Source organism: Polynucleobacter sp. Nonnen-W13 (assembly GCF_018881735.1).
GTDB lineage: Bacteria > Pseudomonadota > Gammaproteobacteria > Burkholderiales > Burkholderiaceae > Polynucleobacter.
Genome location: NZ_JACVPU010000001.1, coordinates 892,092 through 907,667, shown reverse-complemented (window position 1 = coordinate 907,667; position 15,576 = coordinate 892,092). Strand labels below are relative to the sequence as shown.

General features: G+C 47.1%; 14 protein-coding genes. 4 read left to right on the top strand and 10 right to left on the bottom strand.

Annotated features, from left to right (window positions below):
- Positions 1-96 precede the first annotated feature (96 nt).
- Both ICN27_RS04745 and cysE read left to right on the top strand, forming a co-directional pair.
- A complete protein-coding gene (locus tag ICN27_RS04745; RefSeq protein WP_216269139.1) occupies positions 97-846 on the top strand; it encodes an RNA methyltransferase in 750 nt (249 codons plus the stop codon).
- 28 nt (positions 847-874) lie between these two features.
- Positions 875-1,642, top strand: coding sequence for a serine O-acetyltransferase (gene cysE, locus ICN27_RS04740; protein WP_216269138.1), 768 nt, complete (start codon positions 875-877; stop codon positions 1,640-1,642).
- A gap of 9 nt (positions 1,643-1,651) precedes the next feature.
- Here the strand turns inward: cysE and ICN27_RS04735 are convergent, their stop codons facing one another.
- Positions 1,652-2,239 carry a peptidylprolyl isomerase gene (locus ICN27_RS04735; RefSeq protein WP_216269270.1) on the bottom strand — a complete coding sequence of 196 codons (588 nt, stop codon included), beginning with the start codon at positions 2,237-2,239 and terminating at the stop codon, positions 1,652-1,654.
- A 44-nt stretch (positions 2,240-2,283) separates the two neighbouring features.
- Between ICN27_RS04735 and ICN27_RS04730 the strand changes: the two genes are divergently transcribed.
- Positions 2,284-3,534, top strand: a complete 1,251-nt coding sequence (locus ICN27_RS04730; protein ID WP_216269137.1) for a cupin domain-containing protein — start codon at positions 2,284-2,286, stop codon at positions 3,532-3,534.
- A 90-nt stretch (positions 3,535-3,624) separates the two neighbouring features.
- Entirely contained in the window at positions 3,625-3,813 is a 189-nt protein-coding gene (locus ICN27_RS04725) for a hypothetical protein (RefSeq protein WP_215310139.1), read from the top strand.
- A gap of 70 nt (positions 3,814-3,883) precedes the next feature.
- Here ICN27_RS04725 and bamC read toward each other — a convergent pair whose 3' ends face one another.
- The 9 genes from bamC to ICN27_RS04680 all read right to left on the bottom strand — a co-directional run bounded on the left by bamC (position 3,884) and on the right by ICN27_RS04680 (position 15,308).
- Positions 3,884-5,032, bottom strand: a complete 1,149-nt coding sequence (gene bamC, locus ICN27_RS04720; protein WP_216269136.1) for an outer membrane protein assembly factor BamC — start codon at positions 5,030-5,032, stop codon at positions 3,884-3,886.
- Positions 5,029-5,901 (bottom strand): 4-hydroxy-tetrahydrodipicolinate synthase, encoded by an 873-nt coding sequence (gene dapA, locus ICN27_RS04715; protein WP_215310323.1) that lies wholly within the window; start codon positions 5,899-5,901, stop codon positions 5,029-5,031. Before dapA ends, bamC begins: the two co-directional genes overlap by 4 nt.
- 76 nt (positions 5,902-5,977) lie before the next feature.
- Positions 5,978-6,541 (bottom strand): bifunctional 2-polyprenyl-6-hydroxyphenol methylase/3-demethylubiquinol 3-O-methyltransferase UbiG, encoded by a 564-nt coding sequence (locus ICN27_RS04710; protein WP_216861221.1) that lies wholly within the window; start codon positions 6,539-6,541, stop codon positions 5,978-5,980.
- 9 nt (positions 6,542-6,550) lie between these two features.
- A complete protein-coding gene (locus ICN27_RS04705) occupies positions 6,551-7,753 on the bottom strand; it encodes a tryptophan--tRNA ligase (RefSeq protein ID WP_046330106.1) in 1,203 nt (400 codons plus the stop codon).
- Positions 7,754-7,806: 53 nt separating this feature from the next.
- Complete coding sequence (locus tag ICN27_RS04700; protein ID WP_215310137.1) at positions 7,807-8,655, bottom strand: 3',5'-nucleoside bisphosphate phosphatase; 849 nt, start codon at positions 8,653-8,655, stop codon at positions 7,807-7,809.
- A gap of 9 nt (positions 8,656-8,664) precedes the next feature.
- Positions 8,665-9,768: a cell division protein ZapE gene (zapE, locus tag ICN27_RS04695; protein WP_215310136.1), complete on the bottom strand. Its 1,104-nt coding sequence runs from the start codon at positions 9,766-9,768 to the stop codon at positions 8,665-8,667.
- The gene (gene lpdA / locus ICN27_RS04690) at positions 9,769-11,205 is read right to left on the bottom strand and encodes a dihydrolipoyl dehydrogenase (protein WP_215310135.1); all 1,437 of its coding nucleotides are present in this window, start codon (positions 11,203-11,205) and stop codon (positions 9,769-9,771) included.
- 11 nt (positions 11,206-11,216) lie between these two features.
- A complete protein-coding gene (gene odhB / locus ICN27_RS04685) occupies positions 11,217-12,410 on the bottom strand; it encodes a 2-oxoglutarate dehydrogenase complex dihydrolipoyllysine-residue succinyltransferase (RefSeq protein WP_216269135.1) in 1,194 nt (397 codons plus the stop codon).
- A gap of 42 nt (positions 12,411-12,452) precedes the next feature.
- On the bottom strand, positions 12,453-15,308 hold the full coding sequence (locus ICN27_RS04680) for a 2-oxoglutarate dehydrogenase E1 component (RefSeq protein ID WP_216269134.1): 2,856 nt from the start codon (positions 15,306-15,308) through the stop codon (positions 12,453-12,455).
- Positions 15,309-15,576: the final 268 nt, after the last annotated feature.

Here is a 15,576-nt window from a genome sequence, read left to right as displayed (position 1 = left end):
ACCGGATTGCAAACTGCGGGACAATAAGGAGCTAACACGCTGATTCTAAACGATTGCTATATCTAACTCCCAAGCCACTAGAGAACTCCTGTTGATATGAAGGCCTCACAAGCACAGTTACTACGCTGGGTTTTAGTTGAAACCAGCCACCCCGGAAACGTGGGGTCCGCTGCTCGCGCACTGAAAACCATGGGCTTTAGTGATCTGCACCTAATTTCACCGAAAATTGCAGGGGTTGCCCAGACGCCTGAGGCTATTGCTCTAGCCAGTGGCGCAGTCGATATCTTGGAATCCAGTCAAGAGACTTCATCCTTGGAATCAGCCGTTCAAGGCTGCACGCTTGTCTTGGGGCTCACCAGTCGTGATCGTGAATTTGGGCCGCCAGCATTAAATTGGCAAGATGCTCGCCCATTGGTTCAGGCGGCTATCGCGGGTCATCAGCGAGTCGCCCTTCTCTTTGGGCCAGAGCGCACAGGACTAGATAACCACCACCTCTCACTGTGTACTCACCGCGTATGGCTTGATGCGAACCCACTCTACCCCTCCCTAAACTTAGCCCAAGCGATCATGGTTTGCGCTTTTACCCTCAGAGAATCCCTCGGAGAGGATTTGGGGCTTTTGTCATCAGACTCCATCACTGAGTCGGTAGATTATGCGGATCCCGCAGCTGTAGCAGCCATGCTAGAGCACTGGCGCGAGGGCTTAGAGGCTATTGGCTACCTTGATCCCGCTAATCCCAAAAAGCTCATGCCCCGCTTACAAGCGCTATTTGCCAGAACGCGCCTCCATAAAGAAGAAATCGACCTACTCCGTGGCATTGCCAAACAGATGCTCTTGAAAAAATAGATTGGGCTTTACCCGTTAAAATCCAAATATGATTAATTCGCTTTTCGACCAAGTCGACTCCATCATTGCTCGTGACCCTGCTGCAAGAAATCGCTTAGAGGTCATTACCTGCTATCCAGGCTTACATGCTGTTTGGATACATCGGATATCTCATGGTCTATGGAACTTGGGTTTGAAGTGGATAGCCCGCTTGCTATCGCTGCTAGCCCGCTTCATTACCGGTATTGAAATTCATCCTGGAGCCAAGATCGGTCGCAGGGTATTTTTAGATCATGGTCTTGGCATTGTGATTGGAGAGACTACTGAAATTGGTGATGACTGCACCATCTATCAAGGCGTTACCTTAGGCGGGACCTCTCTATATAAAGGTGTAAAGCGTCACCCCACACTAGGCAAAGGCGTAGTCATCAGTGCAGGAGCTAAGGTTCTTGGGGGCTTTACCGTAGGTGATGGCGCTCGTGTTGGATCTAATGCTGTAGTACTAAAAGAAATCCCAGCGGGAGCAACTGCCGTCGGAATTCCTGCTCGTATATTGCATCCTGATTTGCCCCAAGCTAGCTCTCCAGATAGCAAGGCTAAAGAATATTTCTCAGCCTATGGGGTAACACCAAACGTAGATGATCCAGTTTCTATGGCATTAAAAGGTTTAATTGATGCCACTCTAGAACAAGAAGCTAAGATCGCTGCACTTGAAAAAGCGCTAGCCAAATTGAGCAATATGCCGTCATCACATGCGGATGAATCCAGTGATACCAAGCGTGATCTTGGAGTCCTAAAAGAGTGGCTTAAGGAGTAATCCCTAGTCTTAATGCAGAGTTGGTGATGAGCTGCCAGGATGAGAGATTTCATTAGAAGCGTCATCCTCGCCATCATCTAAACCATCCGGCATCCCAAATGCAAATGCTTCTGCACCGACAGGGTGTCGATTTTCAATCTCTTCATCTGTAGCGTTTCGGATATCCTCCACTTGAACCCAGAAGCGTAAAGCCATACCAGCAAGCGGATGATTCCCATCTAAGACGACTTGACTATCAGCCACATCCGTTACGGTATAGATTAAGGGCTCCTCATCTTCATCACCGGGGTCTTCCCCCTCTTCATCAGGAACGCCCTCAAACTGCATGCCAACCTCCAAAGGTTCAGGAAAGCGTGCGCGCGGCTCAATCTTGAGTAATTCAGGGTCGTACTCTCCAAAGGCTTCGCTAGGTTCAAGCTGGATACTAGCTTCATAGCCGACATCCTGGCCATCCAATAAGGTTTCAATTTTGGGAAAAGTGCCCTCATATCCGCCATGCAGGTATACCATCGGAGAGTCTGGTTCCTCGATAATATTATTTTGCGCATCAGTTAATTTGTAGCGCAGGGATACAACGGTATTTTTTTCGATCTTCATGCGTAATTCATTCAACATTGTGTTTTAAACAGCTTATTACTGATATGACAGCATTTTACTTGAGCAACGCCTACGATCCACCACAGGCACCCCAAAACCTACCGCTAGATCGCCCATGGGCTCTTCTGGGAGGCAATAGCCCTCAACAGTTTATGAAATCCTATTGGCATAAGAAACCACTGCTAGTGCGCGGCGCCATCCCCGCCTTTGAGCTTGCCAAAAAAATAGGCGAGCCGCTGGCTAGCGCGATTTCTCCTGAAGAGTTGTTCAAAATAGCAGGCGATGATGCAGTGGAGTCTAGATTAATTAAGGCAAAGCCTTGGACTTTTGCCCACGGCCCATTTAAAAAGAAATTGATTCCCTCCATCGATAAGGCGAATTGGACACTGCTACTCCAAGGTATGGAGGCAAAACATCCTGCAGCTGCAAAAGTACTATCTTGGTTTCGCTTTATTCCGGATGCGCGCTTAGATGATCTGATGATCAGCATCGCAGGACTAGGCGGCGGCGTTGGCCCCCACTTTGATTCTTATGATGTCTTTTTAATTCAGATGTCGGGACGCAGACGTTGGCGCATTTCTGAGCAAAAAGATTTAACCCTAAATCCAAGCCTGCCCATGAAAATTCTGCAGGACTTTAGAGTGGATCAGGAGTGGGATCTGGAACCAGGTGACATGCTTTATTTGCCCCCACATATTGCTCATGATGGCATTGCGTTGGATGCAGGCTGTCAAACTTGGTCAGTTGGCTTTAGATCGCAAAGCTATAAAGAAATCTTACAAGAGGGTCTATGGCGTTTAGCTGAATCACTAGAGGATATTCCTGAGCTAAATAAGCGCTTTGCAGACCCCAAGCAAACGGCAACGCATTGCGCAGAACAGCTTCCAACAGAAATCATTGCACAAGTAGAGCAAAAGTTGAAAGGCCTAAAACTTGATCGCGTAGACACATTTCTTCCCGGCATAGCTGCCTACCTTAGCGAACCAAAGCCACAGGCCTACTTTGATGGAACAGCCAATGCACTCTCGCCAGAACAATTTAGACGCCAACTTTCCAAGCAAGTTTTACAAGCACACCCCTATACAAGGCTGCTCGCTTTAGGCTCAAGAATTTACTGCAATGGCGAGGAAATGACCCACGGTCAAACCGCCTCTGTACAAGCGGCCTGGCGCTCACTGGCAAGTAGCAAACAGTTCAAGGGCTCCTTGGGGAAAATTGGAATAAATAACAGCCTTTTTGAGGCTTTTGAAGCCGGATGGCTGATTTTTGAAGGCTCAATTAGTAGAAAGCTATAATGGGTGCTGGAAAGTACTTAGGGTCTAACCCTGTACTTACCAAGTATTAATAACCGGTTATTAATGATATTTTTTAAGAGGAAATCACAAATGAAGAAGTCACTAGCACTCGTAGCAATGTTGGCAATCGCTTTGGCCGCTTGCGGTAAAAAAGAAGAAGCAAAACCTGTTGAAGCCGCTCCTGCTGCACCTGCTGCCGCTCCAGCTGCTGACGCTCCTGCTGCTGCACCTGCTGCTCCAGCCGCTCCTGCTGCACCTGCTGCTGACGCTAAGAAGTAATCTTCTTCTTGAAGAAAAAAAGCCGCTTATTAGCGGCTTTTTTATTAACAAATTTTTTTTAGCTTCAATACTATCTAGCCATTTGCTCTGTCAGCAATGTTAAGAGTTGCAATCCAGCTGCGGTATTTTCGGGCTTGCCATCTGCATTCTGAACATACACACTTGCAGAATTATCACCAGTCGATTTGACCACCACGAGGTATTTCTTAGCTTTCAAGCTAGAGTCATCCTTGCTGCTGAACAGGTTAGTGAAAAATCCTTTGGTGTCACCCAAGTCCTTGGCATTGACATAACGTACATAGTAAATGCCGTTGGCACGATTACGATCTTCAACGGTAAAGTTGGAGCGATCCAAGGCAAGTCCAGTATCACGCCATGCGCGATCGAAGCCGAGAGCCATTTCAATATGAGCAGTATTCACACCCTCTTGAATCAACTTTGCTTTAGGGGCCTTTAGATCTAGTGGCGCTGCAACCTGGGCCTTAGCCATTTCTTGGGACATACCCAAACGCTCCATCAAGCGAGCCAAAAATACTGCTTCGAGCTCAGGATCATTTGGGCGCGATGTCCAAATGGTAGAGTTGCAAGCACCACTGTTATCACTGACGCATTTCTCGATAGCGCCACGTTGAGTGATAAAAATCTCAGTTTGATTGGGGCTACTTACCTCCAGACGAGTTTTATAACGATCCCTCTCGCCAGTGTCATAAATAGAATCCAATGCACCGCCAAGAGCCTTACGAATAAAGTCTTGCGCAATCTTCGCCCGGTTCTCAGCCCAATCAGTTTCCATAATGCCAGTGGAAGGTGAGTCAATTACCAATAGGAAACCATTCTCTTGCCAGAAATCTTTAATTTGCGGATAGAGCTCTGGGGCTGGCTTTTCAACGACCAACCAACGACGCTCACCATCACGAGCGATACGCATACCTGGAATACCGGTCATGACGTTATTGCGAGTCTGTACCGATTTTTTTACCGCAGCGTTGTACTCAGACATGGTGGCAGAACCATCCTGAACAATGTAACGACGATCAGCTTGGGCGGTAATGAGATCTGGTGGATAAGACAAATTCGGTCCACGCACAGCACCAGAAGACTTGTAGTCGACAGTATCATTCGTTGTTAAGGATTTACAGCCAAACAAAACAACACCTACTAAAGAGATCATTAGTAGAGTTGTACAGTGTTGGCGCAGGAGTTGCATCGAATTCATCATAGTAAGCCAGCCTGTTTCAATGCAGCCTTCAAAGGTTCGCGCAAGGCAACACTCAAAGGGGTTAAAGGTAATCGAATGCCTGAGGTCACTTTACCCATTTGATGCAGAGCCCATTTCACAGGAATCGGATTTGCCTCAGTAAACATAGCTTTATGAACAGCCAGTAATTGATATTGAATTGTGCGCGTCTTGACGACATCATCGGACATGGCAGCCTGACAAAGCTCATGCATCAAACGGGGTGCAATATTGGCCGTTACAGAAATATTACCCTTGCCACCCATGAGCATCAGCATTGCCGCACTCAGATCGTCGCCAGAAAATACAGAGAAATCTTGATGTCCGGCACGCTTTAGATCAGCTAGCAACAAAGTGCCGCGCTCAATACTTCCAGTGGCATCTTTAATGCCGATAATTCCTGGGACTCCCGCTAGGCGAACAGTGGTCTCGCCAGCAAGATCAGCAACCGTTCTACCAGGAACGTTATATAAAATGACAGGCAAATCAACCGACTCCGCAATTTTTTTGAAGTGGGCATACATCCCCTCTTGTGTCGGCTTGTTGTAATAAGGAACCACTTGGAGGCTGGCATCAGCACCAACCGACTTAGCAAAATGGGTTAACTCGATTGCCTCGGTAGTGGAATTGCCACCAGTACCAGCAATTACCGGGATACGCCCGGCAATATGATCTACGGTCACTTTAATCAGCTCACAGTGTTCTTCTACAGACACCGTCGGAGATTCCCCGCTAGTACCAACAATGACAATGCCATCAGAACCTTCGGCAACATGCCAATCTAGCAAGGAACGTAAAGCAGGGAAATCCAGACTTCCGTCCTCGAACATCGGCGTCACAATGGCAGGCATACTGCCTGCGATAGGCTTTTTATTGGCTTTAGATTGTGTTGTATTAGTCACTGAATGTGTCTGAATTTTCTGAATGTTAACCAACAAATTGTAACGGAACGCATCCTTTTAAATGCCCTTTTACGGCACAAATCCGCTGAACCATAGCTGGTTTAGGTTGATCGAGGTAAATATCCTCATAGGCAATCACTTTCAGACCGGAACGCTGCGCCAAAGCCAGTAATTCCCCTGGATTAAGCAGGAAATTGGGGTTTGAGGGTTTACCGAATACCGCATTCCCATCGGCAAAAGTCTCATAGATGAGGACGCCACCCTCGACCAGCATCTTGGGTAATTCCTCCAGAAATGGACGATAAAGATAATTCGTCACCACAATGCCTGAAAACTGATGACCTAGTAAGGGCCAATCCGAGCCCTCCAAATCAAGCTTCTGGATTTGGACTGTAGCACTTTGCAGCAACTCAAGAGCAGAAATATCTTGGTCAACCGCCATCAGCTGATGGCCTAAGGAAGCCAGTAATGCTGTATGCCGACCGGAGCCGCAGGCTAGGTCAAGCACTACCCCATCTGTTGGTATCGCCGCAGCAAAACGTCGCACCCAAGGCGAGGCAGCTGCAATTGCGTCATGCTTTGCAGTCAAGTGGCGGCCTTAGTCGTACGCTAGGCCCATGGATTCTCGGACCTCACGCATTGTTTCTTGGGCAACCTTACGCGCTTTATCGGATCCATCTGCAATGATGGAGCGCAATAAGCTGGGATCATCCAGGTATTTCTGGGCACGCTCAAACATAGGCTGCTGCTCAGCAAGAATGGCATCAATCACGGGCTGCTTGCACTCTAAGCAGCCGATACCTGCAGATTGACATTCTTTTTGAACCCAAGTTTTAGTGTCTTCATTCGAATATACGGTGTGAAGTTGCCACACAGGACAACGCGCAGGATCGCCTGGATCCGTTCTGCGCACCCGAGCAGGATCAGTTGGCATGGTGCGGATTGAGCGAATTACCTCTTCAGGTTTTTCGCGAATGCTAATCGTGTTGCCATAAGACTTGGACATCTTCTGCCCATCAATACCCGGCATGCGGGATGCAGTAGTTAACAAAGCTTGTGGCTCTGGCAAAATAATTTTGCGAGCACCCTCTAAGAAACCAAACAGTCTCTCGCGATCGGCCATCGACAGACTTTGCGCTTCTTGTAATAGCGCTTGAGCTTGCTCTAGAGCCTCTTCATCTCCCCGCTCCTGAAAAGCGACACGCAATTCAGCGTACATTTTGGCGCGCTTACTACCCAATTTCTTAACCGCCTCTAGTGCCTTCTCTTCAAAGCCAGGTTCGCGACCGTAGAGATAATTAAAACGACGCGCTACTTCACGGGTCATCTCTACGTGCGGTACTTGATCTTCACCTACCGGTACAAATTGAGCGCGGTACATCAAAATATCAGCGGCTTGCAGCAAGGGGTAGCCCAAGAAACCATAAGTCTGCAAATCTTTCTCTTTAAGTTTTTCGATTTGATCCTTATATGTTGGAACGCGTTCTAACCAACCCAAAGGAGTACCCATCGCCAGCAATAAAAAAAGTTCTGCATGCTCAGGCACTTTGCTCTGAATGAATAAAGTCGCTTGGTTTGGATCAACGCCGCATGCTAACCAGTCAATCACCATGTCCCATACTGATTTCTCGATCACATCCGGAGTTTCATAGTGGGTCGTTAAGGCATGCCAGTCTGCGACAAAAAAGTAGCAGGGATACTCAGATTGCAAGCGAACCCAATTCTTTAAAACACCATGGTAATGGCCGAGGTGCAAGCTACCTGTTGGTCGCATGCCAGAGAGAACGCGTTCTGCAAACATCTTGATCTTTATTCTTTAAGAGTATTTAAAAGGGTTAAGTGTGGAGAGGCCGCTTAATGAAACAGCGACCACACTGGAGTGAGGTGATCTGGCAAATGAGGCAAGGTGCCAAGGTCAATATAACTTTCCTCTGGGTCATGAAAATCTGATCCTCGAGAAGCTAAAAATCCATAGTGCTGAGCAATCTTGCCATAGGTTTGATATTGATTTGGACTATGACTGCCGGTAATGACTTCAATCGCCATGCCGCCAATTTCTTTAAAGTGCTTGTAGAGTTCATCCATCTGCATAGCGCTTAACTTATAACGGCCAGGATGTGCAATCACAGCAGCACCTCCTGCCCCTTTAATCCAAGCAACTGCATCATCTAGTGTTGCCCAAAGATGCGGAACGTAGCCCGGCTTGTCTTCAACCAGATATCTTTTAAAGACTTGCTCAGTATCTTTGCAAACGCCCTGTTCTACCAGAAAGCGCGCAAAGTGTGTACGAGAAATGAGTTCTTGATTGCCCGCAAAATGCAATGCACCTTCATAGGCGCCAGGTATCCCGGCTTTTAATAATTGTTCGGCCATCTGCTTTGCACGATTACCGCGACCTTCGCGAGTGCGACGCAAGCCTTCTAGAATTCCTGCATGGGCAGCATCAATTCCCAAGCCAACGATGTGGATGGTTTGCCCCATCCAGCTTACCGAAATCTCGACCCCAGGCAGGTAGTCCATACCAAGCGCGCTTGCAGCTAGCTGTGCCCTCTCTTGACCACCTAGCTCATCGTGATCGGTCAATGCCCATAAACGCACGCCATTAGCAAAGGCTCGCTCAGCCAACTGCTCAGGCGTTAGCGTTCCATCAGAAACAACGGAATGGCAGTGTAAATCTGCGTTTAGGCTCGAATTGCTAGTCATGACCCTATTTTAGGTCAAGCTGGTGTCAATTACCCGACGAGGCGCATCTAGATAGTCACGAGACTGCATCTCAATTAAACGAGAAACCGTTCTAGAAAACTCACTGGTAATCTGGCCTTCGGTATATAAATCGACTGCCGGGACCTCTGCAGAGATGATTAGCTTGATTTTATGGTCATAGAGGACGTCAATCAGCCAAATAAAGCGGCGGGCTTCATTAGTCATTCTAGGGGGCATATAGGGCACCCCAGACAAAATTAAAGTATGAAACTGCTTGGCAATCTCCAGATAGTCATTTTGTGACCTAGGGCCACAGCATAAGGTTTGGAAATCAAACCAAACCACCCCCTCGGCCATATGCAGAGGTCTGAGTTCGCGGGATTCAATCCGCAACACTGGACGGACAGTTTCTTTTTGATTGCCAATTAAGGTTTGAAACATCTGCATCAAAACCGCATGAGTTGCGGCATTCACTGGTGTTAAATAGGCCTCAACTTGAGCCATCTGCACGCGACGATAGTCATTACCAGCATCGACATTCATCACATCGAGCTGCTCTTCCAATAGCTTGATGGCCGGTAGCAAGCGATCGCGATGCAAGCCGTTGGGGTAAAGCTGACTGGGTTGATAATTTGAGGTCATCACAAACTGGACGCGGTCTTCGAAGAGCGCGCTCAGCAAGCGATACAAAATCATGGCATCAGCTATGTCATTGATGTGAAACTCATCAAAACAGATGAGTCGATATCTATTGGCAATTCTTTTGGCAAGTTCATCTAGTGGATCTGCCATACCAGAGAGCTCATGAAGTTCACGATGCACTTCTCGCATAAATTCATGAAAATGGATGCGGATCTTTTTCTCTAGGGGAGATGCCGCAAAAAAGACATCCATCAAAAAAGATTTGCCCCGACCTACTCCGCCCCACAAATAGACGCCGCGAGGGAGTTTTGGTTTAAAGAGTTTCTTTTTTAAACCGCTGCTGCGGATTTCTTTATAAGCAACCCACTCATCTTCACAGCGCTGCAAGCGCTCAATGGCAGCAAGCTGCGCGGGATCACTTTGATACCCGCGCGCCTTTAACTCTTGATGATAAAACTCTAATGCTTTCAATTACATGTTTAATGCACGTTTATCCGTCGCTAATGCAGCCTCGCGAACCACTTCCGATAGGCTTGGATGTGGATGACAGATACGAGCAATATCTTCAGCTGCTGCTTTAAATTCCATAGCTACGGCCGCTTCAGCAATTAAATCCGATGCATTTGGTCCAATGATGTGAACACCTAAGATTTCATCTGTTTTCTCATCGGCCAATACTTTGACGAAACCATCCGCACGATCCATACCTAATGCACGACCGTTAGCTGCAAATGGAAACTGTCCGGCTTTGTAGGCAATACCAGCTTGTTTGAGTTGCTCTTCGGTTTTACCAACCCAGGCAATTTCAGGATCGGTGTAGATCACCCAAGGAATGCAGTTGTAGTCAATATGTGGCTTTTGACCTGCGATCGTTTCAGCAACGAGCACACCTTCATCTTCAGCCTTATGAGCCAACATAGGTCCACGTACCACATCACCCACAGCGTAAACGCTAGGCGCTGCTGTTGCGCAAGTGTGATCATCAATTGGAATGAAACCACGCTCATCCACTTTCAGACCAATCTTATCGAGACCTAATTTATCCGTATTTGGAACCCGGCCAACAGAAACGATTAAACGATCACATTCTAATTTCTGAGCCTTACCTTCACTATCGGTATAGTTAACAACAACACCTTTTTTATCTGCCTTCACTTCACCAATTTTGACGCCCATATTGATTTTGAGGCCTTGCTTAGTAAAGATCTTGTGAGCTTCTTTTGCAATACCTTGATCACATGCGCCTAAGAAAGTTGGGAGCGCCTCAAGAATAGTCACATCAGAACCAACACGTCGCCATACCGAACCGAGCTCTAAGCCAATGACACCTGCGCCAATGACCCCAAGCTTCTTCGGAATAGAATCAAACTTGAGACCGCCTTCGTTATCACTAATCAACACGTTGTCAACCGGAATGCCTGGCAAGTGACGTGCTTTAGATCCAGTAGCAATGATCACATTTTTAGCGCTAACTACTTCTTTATCTTTACCGTCAATTTTGACTTGGTAGCCGTCAGCACTCTTACCTTCAAAAGACGCATGGCCTTTTAGTAAGGTAATTTTGTTTTTACGGAACAAGAACTGAATACCAGCAGTCATCTTAGTCACAATCGCATCCTTACGAGCGATCATCTTGCCAGAGTCTAACTTCACCGATCCAACGGTAATACCGTGATCGGCTACATGATGGCTAATCTTCTCAAACTCTTCTGAAGAGGCAAGTAAAGCTTTAGAAGGAATACAACCGACATTTAAGCAAGTTCCACCAAGACGTGTCTCACCCTTTGGATCGTCATAAGCATTTGATTCGGCGCAGGCAACTTTAAAGCCGAGTTGCGCCGCACGAATCGCAGCGATATAACCACCGGGGCCGCCACCGATTACTACTACGTCAAATGATTGGCTCATATTCTTCCCTCTTACAAATCAAGGAGAAGACGTGAAGGATCTTCTAATGCGTCCTTCATGGCAACCAAGCCAAGTACTGCCTCACGACCGTCAATAATGCGGTGGTCATATGACAAAGCTAAGTAGTTAATCGGACGAATCACGATTTGACCGTTCTCAACAACCGCACGCTCTTTAGTTGCATGAATACCCAAAATCGCAGACTGCGGAGGATTAATAATTGGGGTAGAAAGCATCGAACCAAACACACCACCATTAGAGATGGAGAATGTACCCCCGGTTAAATCTTCCAATGACAGCTTACCTTCGCGAGCTTTTGCACCAAACTCAGCAATCTTCTTCTCGATATCAGCCAAATTCATTTGATCCACATCGCGCAGAATTGGGACTACCAAGCCTCGTGGTGAGCTCACTGCAATACCAATATCAAAGTAGCCGTGATACACGATGTCATTACCGTCAACAGATGCGTTTAATAATGGGAATTTCTTCAATGCGTGGGTAGCTGCTTTCACAAAGAAGGACATAAAGCCCAACTTAACGCCGTGCACTTTTTCAAACTGATCTTTGTACTTGTTACGCATGGCAATTACTGGGGCCATATTGACTTCATTAAAAGTAGTCAAGATGGCGTTGTTTGCTTGAGACTCGAGTAAACGCTCAGCAATACGAGCACGCAAGCGGCTCATTGGCACGCGCTCTTCTGGGCGATTGCCCAGCGGAATTGGTGCGCTCGGCAATGCAGCGGAGGTTGAGCCTCCAGCGACAGCATTAAGTGCATCACCCTTCGTCACGCGACCATCACGGCCAGAACCTGCAACTTGACCTGTGGTCATATTGTTTTCGGCCAAAATTTTTGCTGCAGAAGGTGCAGCAGCACCAGATGATTTTGCTGCAGGCGCAGCTTTGGTTGGTGCAGCTGCAGGTGCTGGTACAGCGGCGGCAGGAGCCGCTGCAGCAACAGCCGTACTATCAATTTTCGCAATCAATTGCTCAGCAACAACGGTGCCACCATCAGCAACAACGATTTCTGTAATCACGCCAGCAGATGGTGAAGGAACTTCTAGTACAACTTTGTCAGTTTCAATTTCAATCAAGATCTCATCTTGACCGACCGCATCACCGACTTGCTTTTTCCATTGCAACAAAGTAGCTTCTGCTACTGACTCGGAGAGCTGGGGGACTTTAACTTCAAAAATAGCCATGATTAATCCTGTTTAGTATTTATATGTGAGTAAGGTCTACGATTATTTCGTAATGACATAACCCTTGAGTTTTGCGAATGCTGCGTTGAGAAGTGACTTCTGTTGTTCTTGATGGAGATGGGCGTAGCCACAAGCTGGTGAGGCAGAAGCTGGACGGCCGGCATATGCCAACTTCATCCCCTCAGACATATTCTCCAAAATATTGTGCTGAACAAAGAACCAAGCACCTTGGTTTTGTGGCTCATCTTGACACCACACTACCTCTTCTAAGTTTGGATATTTCTTTAACTCAACAGTCAATGCCTTATGCGGGAATGGATAGAGCTGCTCCAAACGAATAATCGCTACATCCTCTTGTTTTTTATCAGCACGTACTTTGGCTAAGTCGTAATAGACTTTGCCAGAACACATGATTAACCGAGTGACCTTTTTGCCATCGATACTCTCATCACGCTCGGGAAGAATGGTATGAAAACCACCCTTTGTAAACTCCGTTAATGGCGAAGCAGCCTCTTTATTACGTAGCAATGATTTTGGTGTCATTAAGATCAGCGGCTTGCGGAACTGACGAATCATTTGGCGACGCAAGACGTGGAAGATCTGCGATGCAGTTGTTGGCTGAATCACTTGCATATTTGTGTCAGCGCATAACTGCATAAAGCGTTCTAAACGTGCAGATGAGTGCTCCGGCCCTTGACCCTCATAGCCGTGAGGCAACATCATGACTAATCCGTTTGCACGACCCCATTTCACTTCTCCCGAAGCGATAAATTGGTCGATCACTACTTGAGCGCCGTTCGCAAAGTCGCCGAACTGAGCTTCCCAAATAGTCAGTGTATTTGGCTCTGCAGCGGCATAACCATACTCAAAACCCAGCACAGCCTCTTCGGAGAGGATGGAATCAATCACTAAAAAAGGAGCCTGATCCTTAGCGATATGGCGCAGAGGAATGTAGACCCCTGTATCCCATTTTTCGCGGTTTTGATTATGCAAAACTGCATGACGATGGGTAAAAGTGCCGCGACCACTATCCTCGCCAGATAAGCGAACTGGATAGCCACTAGCCACTAGGGATGCGAAAGCCATATGCTCACCCATGCCCCAGTCAACATTAGTTTCACCACGGCCCATGGCAGCACGATCTTTTAAGACCTTTTCAACCAAGGGGTGAACCTTGAATCCTTCTCGAGCGGTAGAAACTCGTTCTGCTAGACGCTTCCACTCAGTCAATGGAATGGCAGTATCAGCTTCATCAGTCCAACGCTTATTGAGAAATGGTGACCAATCAACGGCAAACTTACCTTTGAAGTTACTGAGAACGGGGTCTGAAGTCTGCTTACCAGCGTCCATCGCCGCGCGATACTCTTTGACCATCAGTTCACCGGTGCCAGCAGGCAAAACACCTTGAGCCTCCAATTTATCCGCATACAACTTACGTGTGCCCGGATGAGATGCGATGATTTTGTACATCAAAGGTTGCGTCATAGCAGGAGTGTCTTGCTCGTTATGACCCAGCTTTCTGAAGCAAACAATATCAATAGCCACATCTTTGTGGAACTGTGTGCGGAACTCAACAGCTAGTTTGGTAGCTAGAACAACCGCCTCTGGATCATCACCGTTCACATGCAATACAGGCGCATCAATCACCTTCATGATGTCTGTGCAATACAAACTAGAACGCAAATCGCGAGGATCGGATGTGGTGAAACCAATTTGGTTATTAATTACGATATGAATCGTGCCGCCAGTGTAATAGCCGCGCACCTCTGCCATTGCTAAGGTTTCTTGCATCACACCTTGGCCTGCAATAGCGGCATCTCCATGAACTAATACTGGCAAAACTTGCTCACCCAACATATCACCACGACGCTCCATGCGAGCGCGTGCGGAGCCCTCTACTACCGGGTTCACGATTTCTAAATGAGAGGGATTAAATGCAAGCGATAGATGAACAGGTCCCGCTGGAGTAGAAATGTCGCTCGAGAAACCTTGGTGATACTTCACATCACCCGCAGGCAATGTTTCTGGGCCCTTATGCTCAAACTCAGCAAAAAGATCTGAGGGCATTTTTCCTAAAACATTCACCAGCACATTCAGACGGCCACGATGGGCCATACCAATCACAATCTCTTGCACGCCTTTAGAACCGGACTCACGAATCAATTCATCCATACAGGCAATAAAGCTCTCACCGCCTTCAAGGGAGAAACGCTTTTGACCAACATACTTTGCTTGAAGATAGCGCTCCAAACCTTCTGCTGAAGTGACGCGATCCAAAATATGGCGTTTCTCATCCATATTAAATCTAGGGGTTGAACGAATTGACTCTAATTTTTCTTGCCACCATTTCTTGATAGTCTGGTCAGCAATAAACATGTACTCAGCACCCAAGGTGCCGCAATAAGTTTGACGCAATGCTTGCAGCAAATCACGCAAGGTCATTTCGTTGCGGCCAAAGAAGGTATTGCTCGTATTGAAGACGATATCCATATCGCCATCAGTAAAACCATAAAAAGCAGGATCTAGCTCTGGAATATCCTTGCGCTCGATTCGCTTCAAAGGATCAATATCAGCCCAGCGGTTACCAACGTTACGATATGCGGCAATTAACTGCTGAACGGCAACGCGTTTGCGCCCCATCTCAGAGTCAGCCGAATCAGAAACTGTTCTGATGGGACCTTGCTTAGCCCGCTCAGCGAAGGAAGCAACAATAGGACCGTGGGCGACATCAGCCCTAGACGAACCATCGAACGCCGGGACTTGCTTCACACTATCAAAATAATCTCGCCAATGATCGGCTACAGAGCCTGGATCGTGCAAATAAGATTCGTAGAGTTCCTCTACGTAAGGGGCGTTTCCACCGAAGAGATAGGAGCTATCTCTTTGATCTTGCATCATGATGCTCACCTTTCATCGGGTTTCCCGAATAAAGACTGTGGTTAAAACCATTCGCTCAGCGGCTAAACCGCTTTACGAATTGATCTGTGCGAATACTCTTACACTCTAATTTAACACGATTACCCATTGATTCATAAAGGGCTTTCCCTGATTTAAGGGGCTTAGAGGCTTATCCTCACTTTATAAGGTCCAAATAAGAATTTTCCTACTCGGATTTAAACCATGCCTGACAGATTCCCACAGACTTGATTCGTATTCTCTAAATCTC

What these genes read in the sequence shown, in the direction of transcription:
- odhB (WP_216269135.1), bottom strand. Translation starts at nt 12,410, where the DNA reads ATGGCTATTTTTGAAGTTAAAGTCCCCCAGCTCTCCGAGTCAGTAGCA.
- ICN27_RS04680 (WP_216269134.1), bottom strand. Translation starts at nt 15,308, where the DNA reads ATGATGCAAGATCAAAGAGATAGCTCCTATCTCTTCGGTGGAAACGCC.
- cysE (WP_216269138.1), top strand. Translation starts at nt 875, where the DNA reads ATGATTAATTCGCTTTTCGACCAAGTCGACTCCATCATTGCTCGTGAC.
- ICN27_RS04705 (WP_046330106.1), bottom strand. Translation starts at nt 7,753, where the DNA reads ATGTTTGCAGAACGCGTTCTCTCTGGCATGCGACCAACAGGTAGCTTG.
- bamC (WP_216269136.1), bottom strand. Translation starts at nt 5,032, where the DNA reads ATGATGAATTCGATGCAACTCCTGCGCCAACACTGTACAACTCTACTA.
- dapA (WP_215310323.1), bottom strand. Translation starts at nt 5,901, where the DNA reads ATGCCTGCCATTGTGACGCCGATGTTCGAGGACGGAAGTCTGGATTTC.
- ICN27_RS04730 (WP_216269137.1), top strand. Translation starts at nt 2,284, where the DNA reads ATGACAGCATTTTACTTGAGCAACGCCTACGATCCACCACAGGCACCC.
- ICN27_RS04745 (WP_216269139.1), top strand. Translation starts at nt 97, where the DNA reads ATGAAGGCCTCACAAGCACAGTTACTACGCTGGGTTTTAGTTGAAACC.
- ICN27_RS04735 (WP_216269270.1), bottom strand. Translation starts at nt 2,239, where the DNA reads ATGAAGATCGAAAAAAATACCGTTGTATCCCTGCGCTACAAATTAACT.
- ICN27_RS04700 (WP_215310137.1), bottom strand. Translation starts at nt 8,655, where the DNA reads ATGACTAGCAATTCGAGCCTAAACGCAGATTTACACTGCCATTCCGTT.
- ICN27_RS04725 (WP_215310139.1), top strand. Translation starts at nt 3,625, where the DNA reads ATGAAGAAGTCACTAGCACTCGTAGCAATGTTGGCAATCGCTTTGGCC.
- lpdA (WP_215310135.1), bottom strand. Translation starts at nt 11,205, where the DNA reads ATGAGCCAATCATTTGACGTAGTAGTAATCGGTGGCGGCCCCGGTGGT.